The sequence below is a fragment of the Bordetella muralis genome (assembly GCF_054781015.1).
On sequence record NZ_BAAGVF010000003.1, the window covers coordinates 744,265 to 760,140 of the forward strand.

Annotated in this window: 13 protein-coding genes; 10 read left to right on the plus strand and 3 right to left on the minus strand. The window is 58.7% G+C overall.

Going from position 1 to position 15,876, the window contains the following annotated elements; all coding sequences use genetic code 11:
- Positions 1-121 precede the first annotated feature (121 nt).
- Positions 122-1,363, plus strand: coding sequence for a pyridoxal-phosphate-dependent aminotransferase family protein (locus ACYVIT_RS08455; protein ID WP_415806614.1), 1,242 nt, complete (start codon positions 122-124; stop codon positions 1,361-1,363).
- Between the two features lie 34 nt (positions 1,364-1,397).
- On the opposite strand, the gene ACYVIT_RS08460 is transcribed toward ACYVIT_RS08455, so the two are convergent.
- Positions 1,398-3,416: a helix-turn-helix domain-containing protein gene (locus tag ACYVIT_RS08460; RefSeq protein ID WP_415806615.1), complete on the minus strand. Its 2,019-nt coding sequence runs from the start codon at positions 3,414-3,416 to the stop codon at positions 1,398-1,400.
- A gap of 197 nt (positions 3,417-3,613) precedes the next feature.
- Here ACYVIT_RS08460 and ACYVIT_RS08465 point away from each other — a divergent pair, with 197 nt between their 5' ends.
- From ACYVIT_RS08465 to ACYVIT_RS08475, 3 genes are read left to right on the plus strand one after another with little or no spacing between them, the layout of a single operon-like run.
- A complete protein-coding gene (locus ACYVIT_RS08465) occupies positions 3,614-4,918 on the plus strand; it encodes an ABC transporter substrate-binding protein (protein WP_415806616.1) in 1,305 nt (434 codons plus the stop codon).
- Positions 4,915-6,147, plus strand: a complete 1,233-nt coding sequence (locus tag ACYVIT_RS08470) for a CaiB/BaiF CoA transferase family protein (protein ID WP_415806617.1) — start codon at positions 4,915-4,917, stop codon at positions 6,145-6,147. The genes ACYVIT_RS08465 and ACYVIT_RS08470 overlap by 4 nt, the downstream gene beginning before the upstream one ends.
- Complete coding sequence (locus ACYVIT_RS08475; RefSeq protein ID WP_415806618.1) at positions 6,147-6,905, plus strand: enoyl-CoA hydratase/isomerase family protein; 759 nt, start codon at positions 6,147-6,149, stop codon at positions 6,903-6,905. Before ACYVIT_RS08470 ends, ACYVIT_RS08475 begins: the two co-directional genes overlap by 1 nt.
- Here the strand turns inward: ACYVIT_RS08475 and ACYVIT_RS08480 are convergent.
- Complete coding sequence (locus tag ACYVIT_RS08480) at positions 6,880-7,947, minus strand: NAD(P)H-dependent flavin oxidoreductase (RefSeq protein ID WP_415806619.1); 1,068 nt, start codon at positions 7,945-7,947, stop codon at positions 6,880-6,882. The two genes, ACYVIT_RS08475 and ACYVIT_RS08480, sit on opposite strands and share 26 nt — an antisense overlap.
- A 138-nt stretch (positions 7,948-8,085) precedes the next feature.
- Here ACYVIT_RS08480 and ACYVIT_RS08485 point away from each other — a divergent pair, with 138 nt between their 5' ends.
- The 6 genes from ACYVIT_RS08485 to ACYVIT_RS08510 all read left to right on the plus strand — a co-directional run bounded on the left by ACYVIT_RS08485 (position 8,086) and on the right by ACYVIT_RS08510 (position 15,027).
- Positions 8,086-8,949, plus strand: coding sequence for a LysR substrate-binding domain-containing protein (locus ACYVIT_RS08485; RefSeq protein WP_415806620.1), 864 nt, complete (start codon positions 8,086-8,088; stop codon positions 8,947-8,949).
- Between the two features lie 138 nt (positions 8,950-9,087).
- On the plus strand, positions 9,088-9,951 hold the full coding sequence (locus ACYVIT_RS08490; RefSeq protein WP_415806621.1) for an SDR family NAD(P)-dependent oxidoreductase: 864 nt from the start codon (positions 9,088-9,090) through the stop codon (positions 9,949-9,951).
- A gap of 21 nt (positions 9,952-9,972) precedes the next feature.
- The gene (locus tag ACYVIT_RS08495) at positions 9,973-12,261 is read left to right on the plus strand and encodes an alpha-ketoacid dehydrogenase subunit alpha/beta (protein WP_415806622.1); all 2,289 of its coding nucleotides are present in this window, start codon (positions 9,973-9,975) and stop codon (positions 12,259-12,261) included.
- Positions 12,261-13,514, plus strand: coding sequence for a 2-oxo acid dehydrogenase subunit E2 (locus ACYVIT_RS08500; RefSeq protein ID WP_415806623.1), 1,254 nt, complete (start codon positions 12,261-12,263; stop codon positions 13,512-13,514). The genes ACYVIT_RS08495 and ACYVIT_RS08500 overlap by 1 nt, the downstream gene beginning before the upstream one ends.
- Positions 13,515-13,535: 21 nt before the next feature.
- A complete protein-coding gene (locus ACYVIT_RS08505) occupies positions 13,536-14,297 on the plus strand; it encodes an SDR family NAD(P)-dependent oxidoreductase (RefSeq protein ID WP_415806624.1) in 762 nt (253 codons plus the stop codon).
- Positions 14,284-15,027 carry a FadR/GntR family transcriptional regulator gene (locus ACYVIT_RS08510; RefSeq protein ID WP_415806625.1) on the plus strand — a complete coding sequence of 248 codons (744 nt, stop codon included), beginning with the start codon at positions 14,284-14,286 and terminating at the stop codon, positions 15,025-15,027. Before ACYVIT_RS08505 ends, ACYVIT_RS08510 begins: the two co-directional genes overlap by 14 nt.
- A gap of 83 nt (positions 15,028-15,110) precedes the next feature.
- Here the strand turns inward: ACYVIT_RS08510 and ACYVIT_RS08515 are convergent, their stop codons facing one another.
- Positions 15,111-15,872 carry an SDR family oxidoreductase gene (locus ACYVIT_RS08515; protein WP_415806626.1) on the minus strand — a complete coding sequence of 254 codons (762 nt, stop codon included), beginning with the start codon at positions 15,870-15,872 and terminating at the stop codon, positions 15,111-15,113.
- Positions 15,873-15,876 lie beyond the last annotated feature (4 nt).

Below are 15,876 nucleotides of genomic sequence, written 5' to 3' on the forward strand. Positions count from 1 at the left end.
AGAACGGTATAGGGTAAACCATGACGCAAAAATGTATTTTGAATGCAAAAATGCATGAAAGCGGCTAGTCTCTGCCGACGTTCTTGCTATTCACCACCTTGATCATTCGGAGGGGCGCCCCATGATCCCACTCGATTTCCATCCTACAGGCCGTCATTTTTTGCAGATCCCCGGCCCCAGTCCGGTGCCGGATCGTATCCTGCGCGCGATGAGCTTGCCGACAATTGACCATCGTGGTCCGGAATTCGGGGCGTTGGGCCTGAAGGTGCTCAACGGCATCAAAGATGTCTTCAAGACCAAGCACCCCGTCATCATCTATCCCGCCTCGGGCACGGGGGCCTGGGAGGCGGCGTTGTCCAATACCCTGAGTCCCGGCGATCAGGTCTTGATGTATGAGACCGGCCATTTTGCGACGTTGTGGAACCGGGTGGCGACGCGCTTAGGCTTGTCTGTTGAGTATTTGACCTGGCAGGGCGATGATGCCGAACTGCCGAACGCGGCGGGGTGGCGGCACGGTGTGCAGGCTGATCTGATCGAAGAACGCTTGCGCCAGGACACGCAGCACCAGATCAAGGCTGTCTGTGTCGTGCACAACGAGACCTCCACTGGCGTGACCTCGGATATTCCTGCCGTGCGTCGCGCGATTGATGCGGCCAAACATCCTGCGTTGTTGATGGTTGACTCTATCTCAGGCCTGGGCTGTGCGGAATTTCGTCATGATGAGTGGGGCGTGGATATCACCGTCAGCGGCTCGCAAAAAGGCCTGATGCTGCCGCCAGGAATCAGCTTTAACGCCATCTCTCCACGCGCCTTGCAGGCCGCACAACAAGCGAAACTGCCGCGCTCGTTCTTTGCGTGGGACGAGATCATTGACATGAACGCTACTGGCTATTGGCCCTATACGCCCAATACGAATCTGCTGTATGGCTTGTCTGAGGCTCTGGATATGTTGCAGGACGAGGGGCTGGATAACGTATTTGCCCGTCACCAGCGCTGGGGCGAGGGGGTACGCGCCGCCGTCAATGCCTGGAGATTGCCGATCCAGTGTGCCGACGCAGAGGTGTATTCGCCCGTATTGACCGGCGTGATCATGCCCGAGGGCATCAACGCTGATGATGTGCGCCGATTGATTTATGAGCGCTTTGATCTGTCATTGGGAACGGGGCTGGGCAAAGTCAAGGGCCGCATGTTCCGCATGGGGCATTTGGGCGATAGTAACGACCTGACGTTGCTGGCCATGGTCGCCGGTGTGGAAATGGGGCTGAAGCTCTCCGGCGTCAAGTTGCAGCAAAGCGGCATTCATGCCGCCATGGATTATTTCGCGGCGCATCCGGTCCAGCGTAGCCTGAACCAGGCAGCCTGATCTCTGGTACCACGGGGGAACGTCAATCGAAAGGCTAATTGCGCAGCTCTCTGCGCAGGCTATGCAGGCGCAGCGCCACATGCAGTTCCAGAAAACGCCCTTCACGACGCCATCCTGTGAGCAGGTCGTCGACGATTTCCAGGCGCTGCCGTAGTGTGTTCACGTGTATCTGCAGGGCATCGGCGGTTGATTTGGCGTTTTGCGCGTGCTCTAGGTAAACCAACAGCGTGCCGGCGAGATGAGTGTTGCGACGCTCGTCGTGAGACACGAGTTTGCCAATCGTCGCATCTATGAAATCCGAGATGTCTTCAGCTTGCCGTTGTTCGAACAGCAGCGAGTACATGGATAACGTCGCCTCTGGCACCATTTCCCGCGAGCGGCCGAGCGCACTGAGGATGTTGATGCCGCGTTTAAGTGATCGAAAACGACTGGGCAGAACCTCTACGTTGGAAAGTGAATCTGAGACAACCCCTAGCGTTGTCAGGCGCTCGTCTGTCAGCAGCGTCCTTTGAAGTACGCGCTCCAGAGAGGCAAACTGATCTGCGTCACCAATGGCGACGATGAATCCATCGACGGTTTCCAACAGGATTCCACGAGCGATCTCGGTGCGTACCCGGCGTAGCGCATATTCGATGTCTCGTTCCTCGACACGTAGAACGGCCAGGCGCAGGGGGCGGGATAAATCAATGCCGAATGGCTTGGCCCTGGTTTGCAGGGCCGCGATACTTTCCTGCTGCCAACTCACCAACGCACGGATGGTGGCGGCGGATTCGTTGCTGACGACCAGTTCGCTGCGCTCTTGCGACAGCAGTACGACACCGGCCACCAGGGCGCCGCGTTCGAACGTTCGGATTTTGGTGGGGCTCATGGGCTGATCAGACGCGATTAGCATGGCCCCCAGCAGACGGTCCGCACCCATCAGTGCTGCGATGCGGACGTGGAGGCCTTTATCGCTTTCCACTGCTTGCGATCGGCCTGTCTTGCGGCATGCTGACAGGGCGAGGTGGACAGCGTCCTGCATCTTTGTATGTTGCAGCCTGTCCGCCAATTGACGGCCAACGCTCAGGACGGCCTCATGTGCGTGCGCTTGTTGGACGATTTGTTCTGCCTCGTTCAACAGCATGACGTGTCCGTCGACCAACGATGCCACCATGCTCAGAAAATCCCGCATAGTGCAGCCGCGAGCGACCAGCTTGGTCATCTGCTCCTGGGCTTGCGCTGCCACCTCGATTTCCTCGGCTTGGCGATGTAAGGAGGCGTTGGCTTCGCTGGCGCGCTGCAGCGCGACTTGAGCTTCCTGGAACAGGCGGGCGTTTTCGATAGCGATGGCCGCTTGCGCGGCCAGGGTGGAGAGCATCGCGATTTCCCACGGTGCATGGTGTCGCGGATGCCTGTCGCAGATACACAGCACGCCAATGCAATGATTGCCCACCATGAGTGGCGCACCCAGCAGGGATTGGACACCTTCGTCCCTGATTGCCAAGTCGATCCCGCGATCATGGACGAAGCCATGGTCGGTCTGGTAATCCGTGCAGTGATAGGGCGTTTTGTGCTTGAGGACGTAACCGCAGATACCATGATCGATTGGCACTCGCACGTTTTTGAATCGCTCGGAGATCGCTCCGTCTGTCGCACGAATATAAAAGTCGTTTCTTACGCGGTCGAAGTGGGTCAGATATCCAATGTCTGAGGCGAATATCTGTTTGGCACGGCGAACGATAGCCCCGAGCACGAGTTCCAGGTCGCGGATGGCGGTCAGGTCGTTGGCGCTTTCGAGCACAACGAGCAGGTTTTTCTCCCGGCGTTGCTGTTGTGCATGTTCCTCGGAGATGGCGATAGCGGCGCGGATACTGCCGACAAGTAACGCGCGCACGCTGGCATCCTGCACGGTGGACTCGACGCGGACCAGCATCTGGTAGTAGTCCGGAGTCGTGGCATTGCGCTGCAGCATGGTCAGCAGTTCGGATTGCAGCTCGCCAGGGTCCAAGAGGTTTGTCTTGGCATCAGTATGCTTTTCCGGCTCGGCGATCATCGTCTCTTGTCTTTTCGGCATGGGGTGGCGCTTTCGTTCAGTCTGCAAGACGGCTTCAGTGAAAACCCTGGATGGAGGTGCTGCACAGTCTGGGTAATGTAGTTTGATCACATAAATAAAGTCTATTTATGTTTGCATGATCCATGGAATCCTCGCCAGTTAACACGCATCATGCGGTCACTACAACATGATCAGTCACTCGGCTGAGGAGACAACAGATGAAATTGCTGGCCAGAATACTGGGCACAGGCTTGCTGGCCGCTTCGGCGGCTTCGATGGCGCAGTCGGACCGTCCTGCGGAAATCAAGCTGGGCATGAGCACCTTCATGACAGGCGCGGCCTCGGTGCTGGGGGCGCCCGCGAAAGTGGCTGCCGAGATGTGGATAGAGGAGTTCAACGCCGCAGGCGGCATTGACGGCGTCAAGCTCAAACCAACGTGGATCGACGAGGGGCAGGGCGCGGAAAAGTTTCTGTCCGAATACCGGCGTCTGGCCTCCGAGCCGGGCGAAAAGTTGATGCTCTCGGCGATCTCCAGCGGCTATTGCAACGCCTTGGCGCCTGTCGCCGAGGAAATGAAGGTCATCAATATTCTGTGGGAGTGCTCCAGCGAAAAGGTCCTGGAAGCCCAACGCTATCGTTATGTATTTCGCACGGGGCCGAACGGCACCATGGAAATGGTGGCCGCCGTCTTGCACCTGTTGCGCACCAAGCCTGATTTCAAGACCCTGGCCGTGGTCAATCAGGACTATGCCTGGGGACGGGACTCATGGGAGATATTCCGCAATACCCTGCTGGCGTTGAAGCCGGACGTCAAAATTGTGGCCGAACTCTTTCCCAAGTTCGGCGCGGCGGATTTTTCCAGCGAGGTGACACGCTTACAGGCATTGCATCCCGATGTGGTGCTGTCGACAGCGTGGGGCGGGGATCTGGACACCTTCTTGAGACAGGCCTCGCAGCGCGGGTTATTCAAGCGGTCGCAATTCATCCTGCCGTTGGCGGATTCGTCGTTGGAACGCTTGGGTAATGCTGTGCCGCCTGGCGTCATTATCGGTTTTGTCGGTGATGGTTATTTCGCTGATCCGGCGTTCGCCAACGATCCCGAAGTACGGGATTTCGTACAGGCGTTCAAACAGCGCACGGGGGCTTATCCCAATTTCGCCGTCTACCACATGATCCAGGCGCTGAAGGCCGCGACCGGAACCTACAAGAAAGCCAGCGCGGACAACGGAAGGAAGTGGCCGACGACCGAGCAATTGGTAGATACCTTGCATCAGTTTGAATATCGAGGCCTGTCGCGCCCCATTCGCATGCGCGAGGATGGGCAAGCGTTGCAGGGGCAGCTCTTGGGAGTGACCCGTCACGACAGTTCACAATCGTTTCCTATCGTAGGCGATCTGACGTTTTATCCTGCGGATATTGTCGCGCCGCCGGTGGGCCAGATATCGGCCGAATGGGTCAAGACGCTCAAGCCTGAGCTGTTGCAAAGCAAGCAGATTCAGCACGTAGGCGGGGCAAGCCAATGACGCACGATGTGATGCCGTTGCCGTTAGGTGAAGGTCCCTTGCGGGGGCTGGTGGTAATCGATGTGACAAGAGTTGTTGCGGGCCCGTATTGCACGATGATGCTCGCAGATCTGGGCGCGACGGTGATCAAGATCGAGAATCCGGCTGAACCCGATTATGTGAGGAGTTTTCCGCCGTTCGTACAGGGATCCAATGGCCAGGCCAGCGCATTTTTCGCGCAATACAACCGGCACAAATTGGGGGTGAGCCTGGATTTGAAATCTGAACAGGGACGGGCACTACTGCGGGATCTGGTCGGCAAGGCCGATCTGCTGGTGGAAAATTTTCGTCCAGGCACCATGGCAAAAATGGGGCTGGACTACGACACGCTGAAAGACACCAATCCGCGCTTGATCTATGTGTCGATCAGCGGGTTCGGTCAAACGGGTCCCAATGCACGCCGCCCTGCGTATGACAACAGCGCACAGGCGACAGGAGGCTTATGGTCCATGAATGGCGACAAGGGAAAGCCCCCGCTGCGCGTGGGTACCATCATCGGAGACCTCTCGGCGTCGTTTTATGCCGCAATCGCCGCATTGGCGGCAGTTATCGACATGAAGCAGACCGGTAAAGGGCAATGGGTGGACGTGGCTCAGCAGGATTCTGTGGTGACGTTGACCGAGCACGCCGTGGTGAACTACACCGTCGACGGCGTTATCGCAGCGCCGCTGGGCAATGATCATCCTTTCGTGCGGCCTTATGGCCAATACGCGTGCAAAGACGGTTTTGTCTTTTTCGGCGCGTATACCGACAAGTTCTGGACCGAGGCATGCCGGCTCTTTGGCGAGCCGCAGTGGCTCACCGATCCCGAAATCGATACGATGGCCAAGCGTTTCGATCCTGAAATCTATGCCAGGCGCGTTCAGCCTATCGTGCAGCGTTGGTGCGCGACGAGAACGAAGGCAGAGCTGGAGGCCTTGGCCAGTGACCTGATTCCCATGACACCCATCAAGACGATGGCCGAGGTGGTCGATGATCCCCATCTGCAGGCTCGGGACATGTTTGTGCCGGTGCAAGTAGACGGCGTCGAGGTAAAGGCCTTTGGCAGTCCGATGAAGCTGTCTCGCACTCCCGTTCATGTCCAGGGGGCGGCGCCGAATTTCGGCGAGCACAACGAGGTCGTGCTCAAAGGGTGGCTCGGTATCGACGAGACTGACTACCAGCGTTATGTGGGGGAGGGCGTTGTCTGATGAGTATCGCTTACGAAGTCAAGGATGCCATAGCCCATATTCGTTTCAATCGGCCCGAGAAACTCAACGCGCTCACTTTGGCGATGTACGAGGACCTGGGTGTTGCATTTCGCCGTGCAAACGAGGACTCGGAAGTGCGGGTCATCTTGTTGGGCGGCAATGGTGATCGTGCCTTTTGTGTCGGCGCCGATCTGGAAGAATCGATTCCCGCGTTGGCAGAGGGCCGTTTTGATATATCGGAGTGGGACGGCGCGCACATCAAGCAGCCAGGGTTCTATAAACCTGTTGTCGCGGCCATCAATGGCATGTGCATGGGTGGCGGCTTTGAAATCATGTTGGCTGCCGATATACGCGTTGCTGCGGATACGGCGGTGTTTGCGTTGCCGGAGGCGTCGCTGGGGTTCGTTCCTGCAGGCGGCACGCTAGTGCGATTGGTGCGCCAGATTCCGTTTGCGTGGGCGATGGAGCTCATGCTGACAAGCGAGCGTTTTTCCGCGTCGCGCCTCGCGGAAATGGGATTGCTCAATCGTGTGGTGCCTTTTGCTCAACTGGAATCAGTGGCGCTGAGTTATGCGCGTGCCATCGCGGAAAAAGGCCAAGTCGCTGTCTCGGTGATCAAGGAGGCAGCCTTGACGTTGGGACATTTGCCGTTGGACGAGGCGTTTCGCCGCGAGGCGATACTCGGGCAGCGCGCGTTTACGTGTGATGCGGCCAGAGAAGGACTGCAGCGGTTTATGGCTCGCAGGCCAGCTCGGTGACCAAGGTGGACACCAGCTCTGCCGCCGGCAGCTCTCGCGCCAGAGGCGCGCCCTGGCCCGCCCATTGGGCTGCAAATTCGTTGTTGCCTTGTTTTGCTGCGGCGGCATTCAGTTGCTTTGCCGCGTCATACGCATAGGGATACGCGGCGGGCCTCGGGCTGCCCGCCGTTTCGCCAAACTCGATGAATCGATTGACCATTCCGCGCGCTGGTCGTCCCGACAACACAGGCGTCAACCTCGTGGTGGCGGCACGCTCGCTTTTCAGGTTTTCGCGATAGCTGGCGTTTGCGGCAGACTCCGGGCATAGCACGAATGCCGTGCCGAGCTGCGCGGCAGCGGCTCCCAGGTTCAATACCGACTTGATGCCTTGGCCATCCATGATGCCGCCGGCCGCAATGATGGGCAATCGAATGCGTTGCACCAGCAAGCGGACGAGCACCGAGGTGCTGAGCCGTTCGTCGTTTGCCTCTGGGTCGAACATGCCGCGATGACCGCCTGCTTCGATGCCTTGGGCCACGATGGCGTCAATGCCGGCTTGTTCAATCAGTGTGGCTTCGTGCAGATTAGTCGCGCTCGCGATGGTATAGATACCCGCTTGGCGCAGCGCCTTGATATGCTCGGCTGTCGGCAGGCCAAAATGAAAGCTTACGACAGCGGGACGCTGTTGCAGCAGCATCTCAAACACCGTGTCGTCTTGCAGGAAGCTCTTGTAAATTTCCTTGAGCGCCGTGGGTGGCGCAATACCGGCCTCTGCAAACAGCGGGCTCAGATGACGCAGCCATGCATTGTCACGCGCGGCGTCATAGGCTGATGGTGCGTGGCAGAACACGTTGACGTTAAAGGGGCCGTCCGTCAATCGACGGGTGTCTTCGATCGCTAGTTGCGCCTGGTCGGCGGTGTTGGCGCCAATACCCAGCGACCCCAGGCCACCCGCGTTCGACACGGCAGCGGCCAATTGCGGGGTGGACGTGCCAGCCATCGGGGCTTGAATGATGGGATGCTTGATGCCGAGCCGGCTCAGAAATGATGCGGACGTGTTCATGCAGAGATCCTCGATGTTTTAGGCAGAATGGCGGTATAGCAGTCGGTTTAAGGACGCCGGCCCATGAGCAAGGTGCAAAGTTTTATAATTTCAGTATTGGGAATATAATACATAAATTATTCTCTAATTGGGAATTGAATGGATTCGGAATCGCTCAAGATTTTTTGTTCGGTGGCCAGTGAGCTGAGCATCACCCAGGCTGCTGTTCGCCTGGGTCGTGCGCCATCGAACGTCACCACGCGCATCCAGCAACTAGAGGCGGATGTGGGTACGAATCTGTTCGTGCGCACGGGAAAACGCATGGCGCTGTCGGCAGCGGGCGAGCGCTTTCTGGATTATGCGAAACGCTTGCTGGCGCTCGAGGACGAGGCGCGCCATGTCGTGACTGGCGGGCGAGAGGGCGGTGCTTTGCGCATCGGCAGTATGGAAAGCACCGCGGCCAGTCGTTTGCCTGCGTTGTTGGCACGCTATCACGCGTCCTATCCGACCACGCGCCTGACGTTGAGTACGGGGCCGTCGCGCACATTATTGGAACAGGTGAGAACAGGCCGATTGGACTGCGCGTTTCTGGCGTTGCCGCCGTCGTTGCAAGACGCCGCCGCATTACAGGAGACTGGCCTGCGGGCCCAGCCGGTGTGGCGCGAGGATCTCGTGCTGCTGCTGCCCGCGAGCGAATCCCGGGCGCGCAAGCCCGCCGATGTGCAAGTCCGGGCCTTGGCGGCGTTTCCGCAGGGATGCACTTATCGAGGCATGGCCGAAGAGCTGCTGGGAATGAACGGCGCGGCTGAATGGACGGTCCTGGAAATGGCCTCGTATCACGCCATGATTGCCTGCGTGGCGGCAGGCGCGTGTGTGACGTTGTTGCCGCAAAGTGTGCTGGCGCTCACGAACGCGCCGGGTACGTTAAAGACGCTGTCCGCTGGGCAGGCTGATACGGTGTTGGTGTGGCACGAGGGGTTCGAGGCGCCAGCATTTCAGCACTTGCTGCAATTGCTGGATTAGAACCCGCGATGGTTTATTTATAGGGGTTTATACCTAATTGTAAGATAAGCTGATAGCGACGTATGCTGTCCATTCAAGATGGCGGCGAACACTGATCGACGGTCAGTTCGCACGCTGCGATAACAACGAGAGACAAGCATGCTTCTGTCAGAGTCGAGTGACCATCGGTCCCGGTCGTTGCCGCCGGATCGCGAGGTGGACGGCCAGCCGGACACGCAGCGCCCAAGCTACTACCCAGGCCTGGCCGGGAAAGTCGTCGTGTGCACGGGCGCTGCGGCCGGTATCGGGTTGGCCATGGCGCGTGCTTTTGCGCGGCACGACGCGCACCTGGTGCTGTTGGATGTGAATCCGGACACCTTGTCCGTCGCGCAGGCTTCGCTCAGGCAGCAATATCCGGACATCAATGTCGATGCGATCTGTGTGTCCGTCGTAGACAGCGAGGCGGTCGAACGCGCATTCCAGGATGTCGATGCTCGCTATGGCCGGGTCGATGTGCTGTTGAACAACGCGGGCATTTCGATGAACCGGCCCACGCTGACGTTAGCGCCTGACGATTGGCGGCGAGCGGTCGATATCAATCTGAATGGGCTGTTCTATTGCTGCCAACAGGCGGCTCAGCGTATGACTCGCGACCGCAGCGGGGTCATCCTGAATACGGCATCGATGTATGGCATCGTGGCCGCACCCGAACGCGCTGCGTATTGCGCCTCCAAGGCCGCCGTCGTAGCGCTGAGTAAATCATTGGCCTTGGAATGGGCGCCGCACGGCGTGCGAGTCAATGCGATTTGTCCGGGCTATATCCGCACCGATTTGGTCAACGATCTGGTGGCGCGCGGTGCGCTCGACGCCGACGTGCTGGCCGCCCATACGCCGATGCGGCGATTGGGTACACCGCAGGAAATTGCCGAGGCAGCCTTGTTTCTGGCGTCGGATGGCGCCGCATTTGTGACGGGCCATGCCTATGTTGCCGACGGCGGATGGACTGCCAACGGTTATCTTTGACTCAACACGACGATCACGCTTATGTCTGAACTTTGCCGCTTGACTCCTCAGTCTCCCTGGTGGGAATTGACAACGACAGATCAGGATTGGGATGAGGCTGACCCGCAATTGCTGGGTACCTTGCTGGCGCATTGTGCGCTGATAAGAGGGTTCGAGGAAACTGTACTGGATCTGGCGGCGCAGGGTCTGGTGCATGGTCCGGCCCACTCAAGTATCGGCCAAGAAGGCGGTGCGGCAGGATCCATCGTGGGCCTGAAAGCGAGTGATGGCGTCAACGGCTCGCATCGGGGGCATCATCAGTTTTTGTCGAAAGCGTTGGCGTATATCCATCCGCACGGAATCGATCCGAAAGCGGAAATCGATGCGGCCGTGCAGAGTCTGCTGCAGAAAGCGTTGGCAGAGATTCTGGGCCTGGCACAAGGGTATTGCCGTGGACGTGGCGGGTCTATGCATTTGCGTTGGGCTGAGGCCGGCGCGCTAGGCACGAATGCCATTGTGGGGGGTGGTGTGCCGATGGCTGCGGGCCAGGCCTGGGCCTATCGCCACGCCGGTACGGACGATGTCATGATTACCTACTTTGGTGATGGCGCGGTCAACATCGGTTCGGTGCTGGAGACGATGAACCTGGCAGCTGCCTGGAAACTGCCGCTGTGCTTTTTTATCGAAAACAATCGCTATGCGGTCTCGACGGCGATCGAGGACAGTACAGCGGAGACGCGATTGTCGTCACGCGGCTCGGCGTTCAATATCCCGAGTTGGAAGGTCGACGGCATGGACCCGTTGGCGGTGCATGTGGCCATGCAGCAGGCATTGGCACATATGCGCTCGGGGCAGGGGCCGACGATTGTCGAGGCAGACGTGTATCGATTCTTTCATCAGAACGGCCCCTATGCAGGCAGTGCTTTTGGTTATCGCACAAAGGAAGAAGAAGCCGCGTGGCGCCAGCGTGACCCGTTGTCGTTGCTGGCGCGCCGTATGACGGCGCGCGGACTGTTGACGGAATCGGATGTACAGGCCTTGCATGATCGCGTCAAGGCGGCCATGGATGACGCGGTACAGGCCTTGACGGTTCTAGAGGGGCAGGCCGCACGGGGCGATGAGGCGCGAAATGTCTCTGGCGCCAACGGCACTGCCACGCGTCAAGCTGGCAAGCGCCAGATACGCGCCGAGTTGTGGCCCAGTCCGGATTTTCGCGATGTGGGTATTCTGGGGGATCTCTCTGAAATGCAGGATGTGCGCTACGCTGCCGAGCCGGACATGGTAGAGGAGGCGAGCGGTTTTCCGGGCAGCGCTGATGGATCGAATCATGTCGCGGTGTCCGATCGCAAATTTATCGACGTCGTGGCCGATGTGATGGCGCGCCGCATGCAGCAGGACGCGTCAGTGGTCGTGATGGGCGAAGACGTCCATCGCCTGAAAGGAGGTACCAACGGTGCGACCCGTGGTTTGAGCCAGTTGTATCCGGATCGATGCCTGGGTACGCCCATCAGTGAAAATGCCTTTGTCGGCTTGGCCGGCGGGATGGCGCTGGACGGCCGCTATAAGCCGGTGGTCGAGTTCATGTACCCCGATTTCATGTGGGTGGCTGCCGATCAGGTCTTCAATCAGATCGGCAAGGTACGTCATATGTTTGGCGGCGATAGCGATGTGCCGCTCGTGTTGCGCACCAAGGTCGCAATGGGAACGGGATATGGTTCGCAGCATTCGATGGACCCTGCGGGTATCTTTGCTACCAGCCCGGGGTGGCGCATTGTTGCGCCGTCCACGCCGTTTGATTATGTCGGGTTGATGAATACGGCGCTGCGCTGCAAGGACCCGGTATTGGTCATCGAGCATGTCGATCTATACAACGCCACGGCCCTGGGGCCGGTCGATGATTACGACTATTGTTTGCCTGTAGGCCGAGCCTGTGTGCGTCGAAGCGGGACCGAGCTGACGGTCATCACGTATTTATCTATGGTCCAGCATGCCGCCGAGGCTTTAGACGAGACCGGCATATCAGCCGATTTGATTGATCTGCGCTGGCTGGATCGTGCCAGCCTGGATTGGGAGACGGTGGGGGAAAGTATTCGAAAGACAAACAATGTGCTCATCGTCGAGCAGGGCGCGCGCGGGACCTCGTATGGCGCGTGGCTGTCCGATGAGATCCAGCGCCGTTTTTTTGATTGGCTGGATCAGCCTGTACAGCGTGTGACAGGGGGCGAGGCCGCGCCCAGTATTTCCAAAGTGCTGGAGCGTGCCGCCGCCGCACGGACGCAAGAGGTCATCGAAGGGTTGCGTTGTGTCATGCAGCAAAAAGGAGCCGCATAATGGCCAGTGTTGTCCGTATGCCTGAAATCGCTGCAAATGCCGAGTCCGCGACGCTCTTGTCGTGGGAAGTCGATAGCGGTGCCTCCGTACGTGCAGGGGATACCTTGGCGCTGATAGAGACCGACAAGGCGACGGTAGACCTCGTGGCCGAACATGATGGAACGTTGTCGCATATCCTTGCGCCGGCGGGGCGAGATGTCGCCGTGGGGGCTGCCGTTGCGGTGTTATTGGAAAATGGTGAATCGGAGGTGCAAGCTCAGGCGCTGTTGGCTTCTCTTTCGGCCGAGGGTGTTTCGTTTGCCGCGGACGCTGCAGATTCAAAACCGCAGACTGCGCCCATGCAGGCAGCAGAGAGCGCTCAACATCGGCAGTTCGCCAGTCCTTTGGCGCGCCGCTTGGCGGCCGAGCGCGGTATTGACTTGGGCGGTGTGCAGGGTTCGGGTCCAAATGGGCGTGTGGTGAAACGTGATCTGCCACAGGCTGCATCGCAGCCTGCTGCACAGGCAGAGGGCGGCACGGCTATAGGGAACAATGTACGAAGCGGGCCAGGTGAGCACCCTGCCGCTATTCCGAATGCCGTCGTTCGTGTGCCGCATTCCAAGATGCGCAAGACCATCGCGCGGCGTTTGTCGGAAAGCAAAGCCACGGTGCCGCACTTTTATCTCGATGCAGAATGCCGCGCCGGAGCATTGCTGAGCGTGCGGGATCAAATCAATGGCTCGATAGAGGGAAAAATCTCGATCAACGATTTGATCATCAAGGCTGCGGCTTGCGCGTTGAGAGACTTGCCTGAGATGAATGTCACGTGGACAGAGGAGGACATGCTGTGTTATCGCGATGTCGATATCAGTGTCGCGGTGTCAACTGACAAAGGACTGTATACACCGGTGCTGCGACAGGTAAAAAAAATGTCTCTGACCGAAATCAGCCAGACGGTGCGTACATTGGCGCAACGGGCACGTGATGATGCGTTGTCGCCCCACGAGTATCAGGGCGGCGCGTTCAGTATCAGCAATCTAGGCATGTATGGCGTGTCTCGTTTCAGCGCCATCATCAACCCCCCTCAATCCGCTATTCTCGCAGTCGGCACAGTGCAGCGTGCCCCGGTAGTGGTGGATGATCAGCTCTGCATCGAACCTGTACTGAAATGCACGCTGTCGGTCGATCACCGTGCGATTGACGGCGCACTGGCGGCCCAATGGTTGAGCCGCTATACACGATACATCGAGCAACCCTGGGCCATGCTGGTCTGAATATCAATAAGGGGTTGCATCATGGCTATCTACGATTTTTCGGGGCGCACATTGGTGGTGACGGGAGCGGCAGGCGGTATTGGACGTGCCGTGGCGGAACGCTTCTTTCGTTCCGGCGCCAATGTGTTCCTGTTGGATCTGGATCAGGGCAGGCTGGAGGCCGTTGCCGCGAGCTTGCAGAACGGCACTGAGGCAGCCCATTCACCGGCCATTGCCACCTTTGCCGCAGATTTATCCGATGCGCAATCGGCCGCTCGGGCGGCGAGTGAGATTGAGCACACGTTTGGGGGCGTTGATTTTCTGGTGTCATGTGCGGGCATCTATCTGGCCGAGCCGTTGGCGCAGATGACAGATGAACAATGGCGGCGCACACTGGCGGTGAATCTGGATGGGGTGTTTTACCTGACCCGCAGGCTGGTGCCGTTACTGCGCGAGAACAGTGCGATTGTGAATCTGAGCTCTATGGCGGCGCATCGAGGCGCGTTCTACAACGCACACTACAGCGCCTCAAAAGGGGCGCTGTTGAGCTTTACGCGCAGCATCGCACGCGAGCTGGGGCCACGCACACGTGTCAATGCGGTTTCGCCTGGTATCATCGAAACCCCGATGACCTCGGCATTGCTGAAAACTCGCGCGGCCGAGTCTATCGATCAATCCATCGCAAAGCGCCTGGGGCAGGCCCACGAGGTCGCGTCGGTCGTGGCGTTCTTGTGCAGCGATGATGCCAGCTTTATTACTGCCGAGGTCTTGCACGTCAATGGTGGACTGTATGTCTCAGGATGATCCCGTAGTGTTGCCAGATCCTTTGCGAGAGAGCCTGATTCCTCGCCCGGCAACCTTGCCGAGCGAGGTCGCCGATCGTTTGCGCGAGGCGATTTTTCAGGGTGACATCGTCGATGAAAACCATAAGTTGCCGTCAGAGGCGGCGTTGGCATCGACCTATGGCGTGAGCCGGCCAGTGATCCGCGAGGCGATCTTCATGCTGAAATCGGATGGCCTGATCATCTCGCAACAGGGCAGGGGACAGTTCGTCAATCCGCATGGCAGCAATGTATTCCGCCTGGATACGAACATGGGCAACGGCGACGAGATCGATGCGTTGTTCGAGTTCCTGTTGTCCGTGGAGGTGTCAGCGACGCGTTTGGCTGCACAACGCCGTACGCCTGATGACTTGCAACGTATTCGCCAATGCTATGAGCGGCTCTACGATGCCACGCGAGAGCTGGCCGACGGGACAGAAGAGGACGGGCAGTTTCACAGGTCTATTGTGCTGGCCAGTCACAATCAGCATTTCATCGCTTTTGCCGGGTTTCTGGATGGGCAAGTCCGCAGGCTCATACGCACGGCGCGCAAGAACACACGTAATCTTTCACACGATTTAATGTGGCAGGTGCAGGCCGAACACGAGGCTATCTTTAACGCGATCGAGGCAGGCGATGCAGAGCAGGCCGCGCAGGCGGCCAGTACTCATCTGCAAAATGCATCGGCCCGATTGGCGTCGTATCGTTCGTAGAAACGTTTGTCTTGCGGTGGCGGCCGCGCGGGATATAAGGCCGTGAACCGATCCCGTACGGCTCGATGCAGTCACGGGCAGTGTTATGTCATCAGCCATCCACCGGCGACATCCAGTACTTGGCCTGTGACGAAACGGGCTTGATCGGATGCGAAATAGAGGCATGCATCGGCCACTTCCTGGGGGGTACCCAGGCGGCCCAACGCGGTGACCTTGACCACGGCATCGTTGATTTCCTGAGGGACCGTCTTTAACAGGGGCGTGGCGATACGCCCGGGCGCCAGCGCATTGACGGTGACCTGATATGGGCCTAGTTCGGCTGCCCAATGGCGAGTCAGGCCGATCAGTGCTGCTTTGGTCGCAGCGTAGTGTGCCGCGACGATATCGCAATACGCCCGGCCTGCGACTGACGACATATTGACGATGCGGCCGGTATTTTGCTGAACCATGTAGGGCGTGGCCAACCGCGTCATGTAGAACACGCTGTTGAGATTCACATCCACGACCTTGTCCCATTCCTGAGGGGCCATTTCCCAGACATTCAATGCACGGCCATTCGTCTTGGGAGAAATCCCGACATTGTTGACCAGAATCGTCGCCGCACCGAGTGCAGCCGTAATGGTTTCATAAGCCGCCTGGCATTGTTCAAACTGCGAAACATCTGCCTGCACAAAGTGGACGCGGTTTCCTTGTTCACGCAGCTTGTCGGCATATTCCTGCCCCGCCGCCGCATTGGCATCGATCAAGCCTACCTGGGCACCTTCGGCCAATAGCCCCTCGACGATGGCGCTGCCGATGCCGCCCACGGCGCCGGTCACGATCGCAATCTGATCGTTAAAACGCATGATG

Coding starts and splice junctions, on each gene's coding strand:
- ACYVIT_RS08515 (WP_415806626.1), bottom strand. CDS start 15,872: ATGCGTTTTAACGATCAGATTGCGATCGTGACCGGCGCCGTGGGCGGC.
- ACYVIT_RS08485 (WP_415806620.1), top strand. CDS start 8,086: ATGGATTCGGAATCGCTCAAGATTTTTTGTTCGGTGGCCAGTGAGCTG.
- ACYVIT_RS08455 (WP_415806614.1), top strand. CDS start 122: ATGATCCCACTCGATTTCCATCCTACAGGCCGTCATTTTTTGCAGATC.
- ACYVIT_RS08490 (WP_415806621.1), top strand. CDS start 9,088: ATGCTTCTGTCAGAGTCGAGTGACCATCGGTCCCGGTCGTTGCCGCCG.
- ACYVIT_RS08500 (WP_415806623.1), top strand. CDS start 12,261: ATGGCCAGTGTTGTCCGTATGCCTGAAATCGCTGCAAATGCCGAGTCC.
- ACYVIT_RS08495 (WP_415806622.1), top strand. CDS start 9,973: ATGTCTGAACTTTGCCGCTTGACTCCTCAGTCTCCCTGGTGGGAATTG.
- ACYVIT_RS08465 (WP_415806616.1), top strand. CDS start 3,614: ATGAAATTGCTGGCCAGAATACTGGGCACAGGCTTGCTGGCCGCTTCG.
- ACYVIT_RS08480 (WP_415806619.1), bottom strand. CDS start 7,947: ATGAACACGTCCGCATCATTTCTGAGCCGGCTCGGCATCAAGCATCCC.
- ACYVIT_RS08505 (WP_415806624.1), top strand. CDS start 13,536: ATGGCTATCTACGATTTTTCGGGGCGCACATTGGTGGTGACGGGAGCG.
- ACYVIT_RS08510 (WP_415806625.1), top strand. CDS start 14,284: ATGTCTCAGGATGATCCCGTAGTGTTGCCAGATCCTTTGCGAGAGAGC.
- ACYVIT_RS08460 (WP_415806615.1), bottom strand. CDS start 3,416: ATGCCGAAAAGACAAGAGACGATGATCGCCGAGCCGGAAAAGCATACT.
- ACYVIT_RS08470 (WP_415806617.1), top strand. CDS start 4,915: ATGACGCACGATGTGATGCCGTTGCCGTTAGGTGAAGGTCCCTTGCGG.
- ACYVIT_RS08475 (WP_415806618.1), top strand. CDS start 6,147: ATGAGTATCGCTTACGAAGTCAAGGATGCCATAGCCCATATTCGTTTC.